The organism is Sphingomonas sp. Leaf4 (genome assembly GCF_920939515.1).
In the GTDB taxonomy this organism is placed as follows: Bacteria; Pseudomonadota; Alphaproteobacteria; order Sphingomonadales; family Sphingomonadaceae; genus Sphingomonas.
The window spans coordinates 38663-52178 of record NZ_CAKLBB010000002.1 but is presented as its reverse complement, the minus strand read 5'-3'; the positions used below and the strand labels follow the sequence as shown (position 1 = coordinate 52178).

At 69.3% G+C, this 13516-nt stretch carries 15 protein-coding genes; 12 read left to right on the top strand and 3 right to left on the bottom strand.

The annotated features are described in order from the left end of the window. Nucleotides 1–140 precede the first annotated feature (140 nt). The 10 genes from LRA89_RS02700 (at nt 141) to pyrF (ending at nt 9798) form a co-directional block, all read left to right on the top strand. Nucleotides 141–1358, top strand: a complete 1218-nt coding sequence (locus LRA89_RS02700; RefSeq protein WP_230768924.1) for an SGNH/GDSL hydrolase family protein — start codon at nt 141–143, stop codon at nt 1356–1358. Further along, nucleotides 1355–2020: a phytanoyl-CoA dioxygenase gene (locus LRA89_RS02695; RefSeq protein WP_230768923.1), complete on the top strand. Its 666-nt coding sequence runs from the start codon at nt 1355–1357 to the stop codon at nt 2018–2020. The genes LRA89_RS02700 and LRA89_RS02695 overlap by 4 nt, the downstream gene beginning before the upstream one ends. Nucleotides 2021–2083: 63 nt before the next feature. Continuing rightward, a complete protein-coding gene (locus tag LRA89_RS02690) occupies nt 2084–2776 on the top strand; it encodes a glutathione binding-like protein (RefSeq protein ID WP_230768922.1) in 693 nt (230 codons plus the stop codon). Nucleotides 2777–2901: 125 nt separating this feature from the next. After that, nucleotides 2902–3378, top strand: a complete 477-nt coding sequence (locus tag LRA89_RS02685; RefSeq protein ID WP_230768921.1) for a hypothetical protein — start codon at nt 2902–2904, stop codon at nt 3376–3378. A gap of 80 nt (nt 3379–3458) precedes the next feature. Further along, nucleotides 3459–4178 carry a response regulator gene (locus tag LRA89_RS02680; RefSeq protein WP_230768920.1) on the top strand — a complete coding sequence of 240 codons (720 nt, stop codon included), beginning with the start codon at nt 3459–3461 and terminating at the stop codon, nt 4176–4178. After that, complete coding sequence (locus LRA89_RS02675; RefSeq protein WP_230768919.1) at nt 4175–5533, top strand: sensor histidine kinase; 1359 nt, start codon at nt 4175–4177, stop codon at nt 5531–5533. The genes LRA89_RS02680 and LRA89_RS02675 overlap by 4 nt, the downstream gene beginning before the upstream one ends. A 230-nt stretch (nt 5534–5763) precedes the next feature. Beyond that, nucleotides 5764–6459 carry an endonuclease/exonuclease/phosphatase family protein gene (locus tag LRA89_RS02670; protein WP_230768918.1) on the top strand — a complete coding sequence of 232 codons (696 nt, stop codon included), beginning with the start codon at nt 5764–5766 and terminating at the stop codon, nt 6457–6459. Then, nucleotides 6456–8750 (top strand): patatin-like protein, encoded by a 2295-nt coding sequence (locus LRA89_RS02665; protein ID WP_230768917.1) that lies wholly within the window; start codon nt 6456–6458, stop codon nt 8748–8750. The genes LRA89_RS02670 and LRA89_RS02665 overlap by 4 nt, the downstream gene beginning before the upstream one ends. Nucleotides 8751–8827: 77 nt before the next feature. Further along, nucleotides 8828–9124 carry a lipopolysaccharide assembly protein LapA domain-containing protein gene (locus LRA89_RS02660; RefSeq protein WP_230768916.1) on the top strand — a complete coding sequence of 99 codons (297 nt, stop codon included), beginning with the start codon at nt 8828–8830 and terminating at the stop codon, nt 9122–9124. Further along, the gene (pyrF, locus tag LRA89_RS02655; protein WP_230768915.1) at nt 9121–9798 is read left to right on the top strand and encodes an orotidine-5'-phosphate decarboxylase; all 678 of its coding nucleotides are present in this window, start codon (nt 9121–9123) and stop codon (nt 9796–9798) included. The genes LRA89_RS02660 and pyrF overlap by 4 nt, the downstream gene beginning before the upstream one ends. A 305-nt stretch (nt 9799–10103) precedes the next feature. Here pyrF and LRA89_RS02650 read toward each other — a convergent pair whose 3' ends face one another. From LRA89_RS02650 to LRA89_RS02640, 3 genes are read right to left on the bottom strand one after another with little or no spacing between them, the layout of a single operon-like run. Beyond that, nucleotides 10104–10382, bottom strand: a complete 279-nt coding sequence (locus LRA89_RS02650) for a hypothetical protein (RefSeq protein WP_230768914.1) — start codon at nt 10380–10382, stop codon at nt 10104–10106. Continuing rightward, on the bottom strand, nt 10379–10789 hold the full coding sequence (locus LRA89_RS02645; RefSeq protein ID WP_230768913.1) for an SAM-dependent methyltransferase: 411 nt from the start codon (nt 10787–10789) through the stop codon (nt 10379–10381). The genes LRA89_RS02650 and LRA89_RS02645 overlap by 4 nt, the downstream gene beginning before the upstream one ends. Further along, nucleotides 10779–11039, bottom strand: a complete 261-nt coding sequence (locus tag LRA89_RS02640) for a hypothetical protein (protein WP_230768912.1) — start codon at nt 11037–11039, stop codon at nt 10779–10781. The genes LRA89_RS02645 and LRA89_RS02640 overlap by 11 nt, the downstream gene beginning before the upstream one ends. Nucleotides 11040–11357: 318 nt before the next feature. Between LRA89_RS02640 and LRA89_RS02635 the strand changes: the two genes are divergently transcribed. Next, nucleotides 11358–11993 (top strand): phosphoribosylanthranilate isomerase, encoded by a 636-nt coding sequence (locus LRA89_RS02635; protein WP_230768911.1) that lies wholly within the window; start codon nt 11358–11360, stop codon nt 11991–11993. A gap of 181 nt (nt 11994–12174) precedes the next feature. After that, on the top strand, nt 12175–13404 hold the full coding sequence (gene trpB / locus LRA89_RS02630) for a tryptophan synthase subunit beta (RefSeq protein WP_230768910.1): 1230 nt from the start codon (nt 12175–12177) through the stop codon (nt 13402–13404). Nucleotides 13405–13516 lie beyond the last annotated feature (112 nt).

Genomic DNA, 13516 nt, shown 5'->3' with positions numbered 1-13516 from the left:
TGACAAAAAATCAATAGATGCAGCGTGATTGCGCGCGAACTGACCTGCAATTTGGCGAAGTATATTTTCGCCGATTTCGGCGGCGATTGTGATAGCGATACCAGTTCGTTAGTCCGGGTCGAAAAAAGAGGGGGGATGCCATGCGCTGGAACGTGATCGTGTTGCTGGCCGCGATGATCGGATCGCCGGCGGCTGCCGGGCCGTGGGTAGCGGGGTGGACGACGTCGCCGTTGAAACCGAATGCCGAACAGATGCTGACGCCGCAGCAGGCGACCGGTACGACCATTCGTCAGATCGTGCGGCTGTCGCTCGGCGGGCGGGCGGTGCGGGTGCGGTTCACCAACGCCTTCGGCGCGACGCCGCTGCGGATTGCCGGCGCGCATGTCGCGCTGGCCACCGGTCCGGCAGCGGCCACGACCAAGCAGGCAAGCGACCGGGCGCTGACCTTCGCCGGGCGGGGCGACGTGACGATCCCGGCGGGGGCGGACTGGTGGTCGGATCCGGTCACGCTGCCGGTCGCGGCGTTCGACGATCTGGCGATCAGCATCCGCTTCGCCGAACTGCCGCAGCAACAGACCGGCCATCCCGGCGCGCGCACGCGAAGCTGGATCGCGCCGGGCGATGCGCTGGCCGACCCCGCCTTTGCCGGTGCCGCGCCGGTCGAACGCTGGTTCCAGATCGCGGGCGTCGAGGTCGACGCCGTCCCGACCGCGCGGGCGATCGTCGCGTTCGGTGATTCGATCACCGACGGATACGGGACCAGGGACGGGGTAAATGCGCGCTGGACCGACGGACTCGCCCGCCGGCTTGCCGCGCATCGTACGACGCGCAGCGTGGCGGTGGTCAACCACGGCATCGGCGGCAATTGCGTGCTGATCGAATGTAGCGGCCCCAATGCGCTGTCGCGGTTCGATCGCGACGTGCTGAGCCAGCCGGGCGCGCGCTATCTGATCCTGCTCGAAGGGATCAACGATCTGGGCGGCCTCGCCCGCGAACGATCGGTAAGCGCCGCAGAGCGCGACGCCCATACCGCGCGGCTCATCGCCGGCTATGCGCAGATCGTCGCCCGCGCGCGATCCCGCGGGTTGCGCGTCATCGGCGGCACGGTGATGCCGTTCGTCGGCAACGACTATTATCACGCCGATGCGCAGGCCGAAGCGGCGCGGCAGGCGGTCAACCGATGGATTCGCACCCCCGGCAATTTCGACGCGGTGATCGATTTCGACCGGGCGGTCCGCGATCCCGCGCATCCCGACCGGTTGCTGCCCGCCTATGATTCGGGCGATCATCTCCACCCCTCGGCGGTCGGATACAAGGCGATGGCCGACGCCGTGCCGCTGACGCTGTTCGAGCGGTGACGCCCGACCTCGATCGCGATGGGGCACGGCACCTGCCTGGTGCCGCCGCCACCGCGCTCACCGCGGTCGAGGTGGCACTGGCGCACGTTCCGCCCGAACGGGCCGGCGTACGGTTGCACGGTATCGGCGCCTTGAGCGACCTGCTGTCGGGCACCGGTGCGATCGGGCGACTGGCGGCGGCGGTGCTGGGCCACCGGACCCGACCGGTGCGGGCGTTGCTGTTCGACAAGACGGCGGACACCAACTGGGCGCTCGGCTGGCATCAGGACCGGACGATCGTCGTCGCGCGACGGCATGACGTTCCCGGCTACGGACCATGGACGGTCAAGCGGGGGTTGCAGCACGTCGCGCCGCCGCCCGACCTGCTGGCCGGCATGGTGACGATGCGCGTTCACCTCGACGCCGTGCCCGGCACCAACGCGCCGTTGCTAATAGCCGGCGGGTCGCATCGGCTAGGGCGGATCGCGGAAGGCGATATTCCCGCCATCGTCGCGGCATCGCCGCGCGTCGTCTGTACCGCCGATCGCGGCGACGTATGGCTCTATTCGACGCCGATCCTGCATGCGTCGGACGCGGCCGCACACCCGTCGCGGCGGCGGGTGTTGCAGGTCGATTATGCCGCCTGCGACCTGCCCGGTGGGCTGCGCTGGGCGGGAGTGTAGCTCTTGGCAGGGGGTCGGGGTGGCACCATTTACGACGGCGACCGCGTGTCGAAGGGACCATCCATGATCGATCTGCATTTCTGGCCGACGCCCAATGGGCACAAGGTGACGCTGTTCCTTGAGGAAGCGGCAGTGCCCTACACCATCGTGCCCGTGGACATCGCCAATGGCGAACAATTCCGTCCCGAATTTCTCGCCATCTCGCCCAACAACCGGATGCCCGCGATCGTCGATCACGAACCGGCGGGCGGCGGCGAGCCGATCGCGCTCTTCGAATCGGGGGCGATCCTGCTGTACCTTGCGGAAAAGACCGGGCGCTTCCTGTCCGCCGATCCGCGTGGGCGCTATGACGCGATCCAGTGGCTGATGTGGCAGATGGGCGGGCTGGGGCCGATGTCGGGGCAGAATTTCCACTTCAACGTCTATGCCCCCGAAAAACTGCCCTATGCGCAGGACCGCTACCGGCGCGAGACGGCGCGGCTGTACGGCGTGCTCGACAAGCAACTGGGGGCCCATGAGTATCTGGCCGGCGATTATTCGATCGCCGACATGGCGTCCTATCCGTGGCTCGTCCCGCACGAGAAGCTGGGGCAGGATCTGAACGACTTCCCCAACGTCAAACGCTGGTTCGACGCGATCGCCGCCCGCCCCGCGACCAAGGCGGCGTATGACAAGGGCGAGGCGATTGGCCGGGGCGAGACGCCGATGACCGACGAACAGCGCCGCATCCTGTTCGGCACGCCCAGGGCGGACTGAGCGCGCACCCTTGCGACAAACTGCGACAAAGTGATCGGCGAGGCGACATAGCAAGGCGACAAGTCGCGGGCATACGGGGTGCATCCTTCACCGGGGATGTGCCCCGTTCCACCGAAAGGCCTCGCATGCGACCGTTCCTGATTGCCGCCTCGCTCCTCGCTTCCGCCGCACCGGGCATGGTGATGGCGCAGCAGCCCGCGCCCCAGCCGCCCCGCCCGATGGCCGATGGCGTGCTGACCCGCGCCGAAGCGCTGGCGCGTGCCGACCGCCGTTTCGACGCGATCGATACCGACCGCGACGGCCGGATCAGCGCCGCCGAACGCGCCGCGCTGCCGCAGCGTGGGCCACGCCCGGCGGGTGATGCCGGCACCCCGCCGCCTCCCCCCGCCCCCGGCGGTCCGCGCGGCTTTGGTGGCGCGCGGATGCTGGAGCGGGCCGATACCGACCGTGACGGCGTCATCACGCGTGAGGAATATCGTGCGCAGGCAGGCGCAGCGTTCGACCGGCAGGATGGCAACAAGGACGGCCGGATCGATGCCACCGAACGCCAACAGTGGCGCGACCAGCGGATGGAACGCCGTGGCGACCGCGCGGCGGACTGACCCTTCCACCGCCAGACGGTGCCATTCCCGGCGCCGTCTGGCGGTTCCCTTGACCTACAGGCTCGCCTAGCATGTCCGACATGGCCGATACTCCGCACCTGTTGCTCGTCGACGACGAGCGATCGATCCGCGAACCGCTCGCGCAATATCTCACCAAACAGGGATTTCGCGTGACCCAGGCGGGCGATGCCGAGGGGGCGCGGGCGCGGCTCAACGCCTATGCGATCGATCTCGCGATCCTCGACATCATGATGCCGGGCGAGGACGGGCTGTCGCTGTGCCGCCACATCCGCGAGACGGGGGACACGCCGGTGATCCTGCTGACCGCGCGCGCCGAGGAAACCGACCGGATCGTCGGGCTTGAGATGGGTGCCGACGATTATGTCGTGAAGCCGTTTTCCCCGCGCGAACTGGCCGCTCGGGTGAAGGTGGTGCTGCGCCGGACCGCCAGCGGTGCGGTGCGCCAGCATGCGCCGGAGGCGGGATCGTTCGCCTTTTCCGGCTGGGTGCTCAAGACCGGCGAACGCGCGCTGGTCGATCGCGAGGGCGTTTCGGTGCCGCTGTCGACCGGCGAATACAACCTGCTCCATGCGCTGGTGACGCGGCCGCGACAGGTGCTGACCCGCGACCAGTTGCTCGACCTGACGCAAGGGCGCGAAGCGGCGGCGTTCGACCGGGCGATCGACAATCAGGTCAGCCGGCTGCGCAAGAAGATCGAGGCGGATGTGCGCAACCCGGAGATCATCAAGACGGTCTGGGGCGGCGGCTATACGCTGGCCTCCGAAGTGACCCGGCTGTGAAACGCCTGTGGCCAGCCAGCCTGCCGGGGCAGATCGCGCTGCTGGTCGCGATCGCGCTGTTCGTGGCGCAGGCGATCAATTTCGGCCTGTTGCTGCGTGAACGCCGCGCGTTCCGCTTCGCCGAGGTGACGCTGCCCGCCGTCACCCGGCTGGTCGATGCCGCCGAACGGGTGAATTCGCCCCGCCCCGTCGTCCCCGATCCGCGTCGTGCCGACCGGTTGCGCGGGGTCCGGCTGGTCACTCGTGCCCCCGCCGTGCCCGGTGGCGAGCATGAAACCGATGTCGAGGCAGCGATCCGGCGCGGCTTCGCAGATGCCGGGATTACCGTCGGCCGCATCGAGGCGCGGGTGCGTGCGGTCGAGGAAGCCGACATCCGCGCCCGGCAGATGGACCGGCGCCGGGTCGAACGGTTGCGGCGGATGGGCGCCATGATCGGGGTGGTGGTGGAACTGCCGGGGCGTGGCTGGCTGGTCGCGAACAATCCGTGGCCGATCGCCGAGCGCGGGTTGCTGTGGCAATTGCTGGCGCAGACGCTGATCCTCTACGTCATCGTGCTGGTGCCGGTGCTGTGGGTCGGGCGCGGCATCGCCAAGCCGCTGCGCGGGCTGGCCGGGGCGGCGCGTGCGTTCCAGCCGGGGCGGCCGCTGCCCGAGATCGAACCGTCGGGGCCGCAGGACGTGCGGCTGCTGATCGCTGCCTTTGCCGACCTTGCCCGGCGGGTGAATGCGATGATTGAGGAAAAGGACCGGATGCTCGGCGCGATCGGCCATGACCTGCGCACCCCGCTGGCCGCGCTGCGCGTCCGCATCGAATCGGTCGAGGACGATACCGATCGCCAGCGCATGGCCGAGACGATCGACGAGATGAACGCGACGCTGGAGGACATCCTGTCGCTCGCCCGGCTGGGGCGTCCGAGCGAACCACCGACCGACGTCGACGTGGCGGCCTTGGTCGATGCGGTGGTCGAGGATTTCCGCGATCTGGGCGCGGCGGTGGATTTCGTCGAAGCGGCGCGGGTGCCGCTCAGGATGCGGCCCAATCTGATGCGCCGCGCGGTGCGCAACCTGATCGAGAACGCGGTCAAATATGCCGGCGCCGCCGAAGTGCGGGTAGAGACGGGCGCGCAGGCGGTGACGATCATCGTGTGCGATCGTGGTCCCGGCATTCCGCCCGACCGGCTGGACGCCGTGTTCGATCCGTTCACCCGGATCGAGACGTCGCGCAACCGCGGCACTGGCGGCATCGGATTGGGACTGGCGCTGGCCCGCGCGATCGTGCGCGATGCGGGGGGTGAGATCACGCTGGCCAACCGCGAGGGCGGCGGGCTGGACGCGACGATCCGCCTGCCGCGGTAGGGTGGATGGCCGTCAATGAGGCGTTCGGCTTATCCCCTCCCTGGAAGGGAGGGGTCGGGGGTGGGTCGGTCCGCGAGGAACCGGTGCGCCTGCCACGACCGTACCCACCCCCAGCCCCTCCCTTGTCAGGGAGGGGAGCAATTTCACTGACGTTGCCGCCGAATGTCGATCGGCCCCGGTTCGCTGCGGCCACGAAACGAAACCGTGCAAGCGACGTTGGATCGGCTACGATGATAAAGGTGGCCAGCTACAACATGCGCAAGGCGATCGGCACCGATCGCCGCCGGATGCCGGAACGCACGCTGGAGGTGCTGCGCGAGATCGACGCGGACATCATCGCGTTGCAGGAATGCGACCGGCGGCTGGGCGAACGGGCCGGTGTCATCCCGCTCACCATGCTCGACGAACATAGTCCGTGGGCTGCGGTGCCGGTGGCGATGCGGGCGCAGTCGATGGGGTGGCACGGCAATGCGCTGCTGGTGCGGAAAGGTGCGATCATCGCCGAGCCGCACCGGATCGAGATCCCGGCGCTGGAACCGCGCGGCGCGGTGCGTGCCGATGTGACGATCGGCGGCGTGATGATCCGGGTGGTCGGCATGCACCTCGACCTGTCCGGGCTTTGGCGGCGCAAACAGGCGAACGCGATCCTCCGCGAACTGGACGGATGCGCGCCGCATCTGCCCTGCGTGCTGATGGGCGACCTGAACGAATGGACGCCGCAGTCCGGCTGCCTGCGCGACTTCGCGCGCGATCACCGCTTCGCCGATACCGGTCCCAGCTTTCATGCCAGACGGCCGATCGGGCGGCTCGACCGGATCATGGTGTCGCCGGCGCTGCGCATCGTCGAGGCGGGGGTCCACCACAGCGCGGCGGCACGCAAGGCGTCGGACCATCTGCCGATCTGGGCGGTGCTGGACGCTTCGTGAGCGCCGACCGCCCGCCGCAGGAACGCGAACTGCGCCTCGCGCTGATCTGCTACGGCGGGATCAGCCTCGCGGTCTACATGCACGGGCTGGTCAAGGAAATCTGGCACATCGCCCGCGCCAGCCGCGCGGCGCAGGACGATGCCGAACCGCTGACCGGCAGCGCCGGCGTGTATCAGGAGATGCTCGCCGATCTGGCGGCGCGGACCGGCATCCGGCTGCGCGTGTTGGTCGACATCGTCGCCGGCGCCAGTGCCGGGGGGATCAACGGCGTGTTTCTGGCGCAGGCGATCGCCACCGGCCAGTCGCTCGACCCGCTGACCGCGCTGTGGCTCGACAAGGCCGATATCGAGGCGCTGATCGATCCGGTGCAGGCGCCCGCCAGCGCCCTGTCCCGGCCATGGGCACGGCCGATCGCGTGGATGGCGCTGGGCCGCGAGGGCGAGGAGGTGTCGAGCGTCGACCGGGCCGCACGCGACGAACTGCGTGCCAAGCTCGACCATTTCTTTCGCGCGCGCTGGTTCGAGCCGCCGTTCGGCGGGCGGGTGATGGTCGACATGCTGCTCGATGCCTTTGCCGCGATGGCGGCCGCTCCGGCAGGGCCGAGGCTGTTGCCCGATGGCCAGCCGCTCGACCTGTTCGTCACCGTGACCGACTTCACCGGCCACCCCGAACTGCTGCGGCTCAATTCGCCGGCCGAGGTGGTCGAGACCGAACATCGGCTGGTGATCGGTTTCAGCGACCATGCCGGCGGAACCCTCGCCGATACCGCCGAACTGGTGTTCGCGGCGCGGGCGACGTCGAGCTTTCCCGGTGCCTTTCCGCCGTTCCGGGTCGGCGAGCTGGACGCCGCGCTTGCCGAGCGGGATATGGCGTGGGACGGACGCGAGGCGTTCCTGCGGCGCGTGCTGCCGCGCCAGTCGGCGGTCGGCATGGCGGAGGCGGCGACGCTGATCGACGGATCGGTGCTGGCCAATGCCCCGTTCCAGCCGGCGATCGATGCGCTGCGCAACCGCCCGGCCAAGCGGCAGATCGACCGGCGCTTCGTCTATCTCGACCCGGCACCGGGGCATAAATTCGGCCTCGCCCCGGCGAGCGAAGGGCCGCCGGGGTTTCTTCAGACGATATTGGGCGCATTGTCCGAACTACCGCGCAAGCAGCCGATCCGCGACAATCTGGACGCGATCCAGCGGCGCTCGGAACAGATCGAGCGGATGCTGGCGATCGTCGAGCAGGTGCGCGGACCGGTGGAGGAACAGGTCGAGGCACTGTTCGGCTATACGCTGTTCCTCGACTGGCCGACGCCGGCGCGACTGGCGGGATGGCGCGCCAAGGCGCAGGTGCGTGCCGCGCAACAGGCCGGGATCGGCCATGCCGCCTATGGCCTGCTCAAGATCGGGCAGTTGCTCGACCGGCTGGCGGCGCAGGCCGGGGCGATCGCTGGCGATGCCTCGCCCGAATGGGTGCGGCGGACGCGGGCGCGCTTCGCCGGTGCGGTGCGGGCGGCGGGGGCGGATCGCTTCGGCCCGGAGGGTGCGAGCGACGCGACGATCGATTTCCTGCGCAGCCACGACCTGCCGTTCCGCATCCGCCGGCTGCGGTTGCTGGTGCGCACGTTGACGACGATGGAGGGCGCCCATGGCAGCGCGCCGCTGGCGGCGGTGCGGGAAGCGGTGTTCGCGAGCCTCGCCCCCTATCTGGCATGCGAGCGGGCCGACCGGTTCGCCGGGCTGAAGGACCTGGCCGGCGATGCGCGGGCCGATCCGGCGGCGGTACTGGCGGCGATGGGCGACGCGATGGACCTGCCGACGCTGGATGCCGATACCGATGCCCGGCTGTCGGCGGCGTTGTCCGCGATGCCGCGCGAGATCCGGCGGCCGTTGCTGCTCGCCTATCTGGGCTTTCCGTTCTTCGACGTCGCCACGCTGCCGCTGCTGGGGGGCGAGGGGCTGGACGAGTTCGATCCGGTGCGGGTCGACCGGATCGCGCCCGACGATGCCCCCTCGATCCGGGGCGGCGGGGCGGAGGCCACGTTGAAGGGCATCCGCTTCCATAATTTCGGGGCGTTTTTCAGCCGGTCGTACCGCGAGAACGACTATCTGTGGGGGCGGCTGCATGGTGCCGAGCGGATGATCGACATCGCGCTGTCGACGCTGCCGGCCGATGTCCACCTGCCACCGGGTTATGTCGCGACGCTGAAACGCCGTGCGTTCGTGGCGATCCTCGACGAAGAGGAACCACGGCTGGAGGCGATCGGCGACCTGTTCGCCGAGCTGCGCGCCGAAATCGGCTGACACCGCCGCTATTGGAAAAACCGGGCGGGCGGGCGTAAGGAAAGGACGATACCCCGCGACACGAGAGGCAAGGCCCCATGCAGTTCCTGAAAACCCTGTTCTGGGCGTTGCTGGTGGGGGTGATTGTCGCCTTTGCGCTCAACAACATGACGATGGTTCCCCTGAAGCTGTGGGGGACGTTGTATGCCGATGTGAACCTGCCGCTGTTGCTGCTCGTCACGTTCCTCGCGGGGTTCCTGCCGACGTTCGTGGCGCTCAGGCTGACGCGGTGGCGGATGCGCCAGCGGCTGTTCGCCGCCGACCGCACCGTGCCGCTGGCCAAGCCGGTCGAGCCGGTGGTGGCGCCGCAGCCGGTGACGGGAGTGGTCGCATGAGCCGCTCGCCGATCTATGTCGCGATCGACACTCCCGATCTGGAGCGGGCCAAGGCGCTGGCGCACAAGGTCCGGGGCCATGTCGGCGGGCTGAAGCTGGGACTGGAGTTCTTCATGGCCAATGGCCGGGCGGGGGTGCGGACGATGGCCGACCTCGGCCTGCCGATCTTCCTCGACCTGAAATTCCACGATATTCCCAATACCGTCGCCAAGGCGATCCAGGCGCTGGGGCCGCTCGATCCGGCGATCCTGACCGTCCATGCCAGCGGCGGGCGGGCGATGCTGGAGGATGCCAAGGCGGCGGCACCGGTCGGCACCAAAGTGGTGGCGGTGACGATGCTCACCAGCCTCGACGGCCACGACCTGTCGTCGATCGGCCTTGCCCCCGACCCGCACGAACAGGTGGTGCGGCTGACCGAACTGGCGAAGAGCGCCGGGATCGACGGGGTGGTGTGTTCGGGTGCCGAGGTCGCGGTGGCCAAGAAGGTGTGGCCGCAGGGGTTCTTCGTGGTGCCCGGCGTCCGTCCGGCGAACGCCGGTGTCGGCGACCAGAAGCGGGTGGTGACACCACGCGCCGCGCTGGACGCCGGGGCATCGGTGCTGGTGATCGGACGCCCGATCACACAGGCCGAGGACCCGGATCAGGCGGCGAGAGCGATCGAGGCAACGCTGTAACGCGCCGGAAACGCGCCGGGCAAGGTCGAGCGAAGCTCGACCCGAGCCGCACAAGGCGCGTTCGGCCGGCGGCGCGGGGAGCGCCGACCGACGCCATGGGCTTTGCCCATGGCGCGTGAAAGATGACGAAGTTTACACGCAACGCCCTTCCACACGGCCGGGCCGTTGCAACAAATTATTGCAACATAAGCCTTTTGTCCGACCGATGTATCAATTTCCGGCGCCGAAGTTTGCACATCGCGCATTCGCGAGCGGCAGGAAGCACCAGTTAGCACTGAGGCGGGACTCGGCCGGTCATTCCGCCGTCATGGCATCGATCGGTCCGTGCGGGACGGCCCGGCGGGTCGCCATGGCCGCCGCCGGTGCGCGGCGTGGACGACTGCGGCAGTGGTAGCATGGCCGTGACGACAGGCGCGGATCGCCTGCTCCACGCGCTTGCCGTGGAGGACGAGCGGCAGACCGAGCAGCGCGGCGGGAAGCGCGAAAAGCGTCGCCGTCGCGCCATAGCCTACGACCGCGACGGTGCCGGCGATGGCCAGCAACACGACGCCGGCGGCACGCCAGCGCAGGTTGTGGCGGCTCATCGGACGGCACCGGCATGGCGGTCGGCGATCACCACCCGCCCGGCCGTCGGGGCATGGGCGGGCAAGGCGTGGTGGCATAACAGGATGTCGGCGGGCGCCTCCGCTTCCTGATCGAGCGCGGTCGCCACGTCGGTGGCGTCGAACGCCACACCGATCGCCGGATCGTGCAGCGCGGCCGCCGCGCGTCGCGCCCGGCCGAGGCAGGCCGGCGAGCGATCGAGGCCGCGCCCCTCGATCGCGGTGAAGCCAAGGCTGCGGGCATGGGCGAGCGCGGCGATCAGCAGCGTGCCGCAACCGCAATCGGTGTCGACGATGCGGACGGCATGACGGCGGCCGCCGCGCAACGCCGCAAGGGTCGCGGCGACATCCGCCCAGCGTGGGTCGGACCGGGCGCGCTCACGCGGCACGGGGCAGCGCCCGGACATCGGCCGCGACCGGGCCGAACGGGATCACCGGGATCAGCGGCATCGTCGCCAGCCGCACGCTGGCATGGTACATCTGGCGCTCGGCCTCGGCGAAGCGGAGCGCGGCGGTGAGCGACACAAAACGCCCTTCGAGCAGGCGGGCGGCGTCCTGTACCAGCCAGTGGCCGGCGACATCCTGACCGACATAGAGCACGACGGGGTCGGCGGGGTCCGGTTGGGGGGTAGGCGACATGATCGGGAAACCTTCGGTGGCGCGGGCGTGCATGTGCCCGCCCCGATCAGCTACGCCTCGCGCCATAGCGATTCGAGATCGATTCCGGGAAAGTGCGTAGTGGCGGCATAGGGTTCGCGGGTGGCGGGTGGTGGCGGACCGGCCGTCTCCGGTTGTGTGGCGCCTCCCTCCCTGACAAGGGAGGGAGCGGGGGCGGGTCGGCGAGGCTGTGTCGGCCCCTGCCCCGTACCCCCGGCCCCTCGCCTGTCAGGGAGAGGAGGGGATGTGGGGCCGTACCTCGCGGGGCATGTGTGTTTTCTCTTGTGTGGTGAGCGACCGATGACCCGTTTCAAGATTTGCGGCCTGTCGACGCCCGAGACGCTGGCGGCGGCGCTGTCCGCCGGGGCGAGCCATGTCGGCTTCGTGTTCTTCCCCCCCTCCCCCCGGCATCTGGGGTTCGACAAGGCGGCGGGGCTGGCGACGCAGGTGCCGGGCGGAGTCGCGAAGGTGGGCGTGTTCGTCGATCCCGACGATGCGCTGCTCGACGCGGCGGTGACGGCGGGGCGGCTCGACGCGATCCAGTTGCACAAGACCGCGCCGACGCGGATCGCGGCGATCCGGGCGCGGTTTGGGCGCGAGACATGGGGGACGGTGGCGGTCAAGACGCGCGCCGATCTGGACGGGGCGCGGGCGCTCGGCGGCGCGGCGGACCGCGTGCTGTACGACGCCAAGACGCCCGAGGGTGCGGCATTGCCCGGCGGCATGGGGGTGCGGTTCGACTGGACGCTGCTCGCCGGCTTCGCACATCCGCTGCCATGGGCGTTGTCGGGCGGGCTGGACGCGGGCAATGTCGCGCAGGCCATCCGGGTGACGCGCGCGCCGCTGGTCGATGTGTCATCGGGGGTGGAAAGCGCGCCCGGCGTGAAGGATGTTCAGCGGATCGCAGCGTTCGGGCGGGCGGTGGCGGACGCCTAAGTGCGGATCGACGTTCAGCGATCCGGGAGGCTTTCAGGCCCGATCCGTTACCCCGGAACAGGTCCGGGGTAACGTTTGCGAGTGGAATGGACTGAACTGCCGAAACGGGCGCTTCCGCGCATGTCCCGGTCAGTCCCCGATCCCCTCGACAGCGGGCACGCGCGGGCGTAACGGACGGCCCATGAACGCCCCCAACAGCTATCGCACCCAGCCCGACGACCGCGGGCATTTCGGCGACTTCGGCGGCCGCTATGTCGCGGAAACGCTGATGCCGCTGATCCTCGACCTCGATCGCGAATATACGGCGGCCAAGGCCGATCCGGCGTTCGCGGCACAGTTCGACGACCTGATGACGCATTATGTCGGGCGGCCCAGCCCGCTGTATCATGCCGAACGGTTGAGCGAGACGCTGCGCGCGTCGGCCGCGCCGGGCATGGGAGCGCAGGTGTGGTTCAAGCGCGACGAGCTGAACCATACCGGCGCGCACAAGATCAACAACTGCATCGGGCAGATCCTGCTAGCGATCCGCATGGGCAAGACGCGGATCATCGCCGAGACGGGTGCTGGCCAGCATGGCGTGGCGACCGCCGCCGTGTGCGCGCGCTTCGGCCTGCCCTGCGTCATCTACATGGGTGCGCGCGATATTGAGCGGCAGCAGCCCAATGTGTTCCGCATGAAGCTGCTGGGTGCCGAGGTGCGGCCGGTGACGAGCGGCGCGGCCACGCTGTCCGATGCGATGAACGAAGGCCTGCGTGACTGGGTCGCGAACGTCCACGACACCTTCTACATCATCGGCACGGCGGCGGGGCCGCATCCCTACCCGGAGATGGTGCGCGATTTCCAGAGCATCATCGGCCGCGAGGCGCGCGCGCAGATGCTGGAGCGCACCGGGCGCCTGCCCGACCTGCTGGTCGCGGCGATCGGTGGCGGGTCGAACGCGATCGGGCTGTTCCATCCGTTCCTCGACGATCCCGAGGTCGCGATGCTGGGCGTCGAGGCGGCGGGCCACGGGCTGGACAAGGATCATGCCGCGTCGCTGGCGGGCGGCTTCCCCGGCATCCTGCACGGCAACAAGACGTATCTGTTGCAGGACGAGGACGGGCAGATCGCGGAGGGGCATTCGATCTCGGCGGGACTGGACTATCCGGGGATCGGGCCGGAACATGCGTGGCTGCGTGACATCGGCCGGGTGGAGTATGACAGCGCGACCGATGTCGACGCGCTCGACGCGTTCCAGATGCTGTGTCGGAGCGAAGGGATCATCCCCGCGCTGGAGCCGGCGCACGCGATTGCGGCGGTGGCGCGGCGGGCGAAGACCATGCGCAGCGACCAGATCATCCTGGCGAACCTGTGCGGGCGGGGGGACAAGGATATTTTCACCGTGGCAAGCGCGCTGGGAGTGGAGATTTAAGCCCTCTCCTCTTCGGGGGAGAGGGTTGGGAGAGGGGCAGTGCGCGACACTGGTTTGACCGAACGGGCGAAGGCAGCGCGCAAAGCCCCTACCCCTGCCGAGCAGAAGCTGT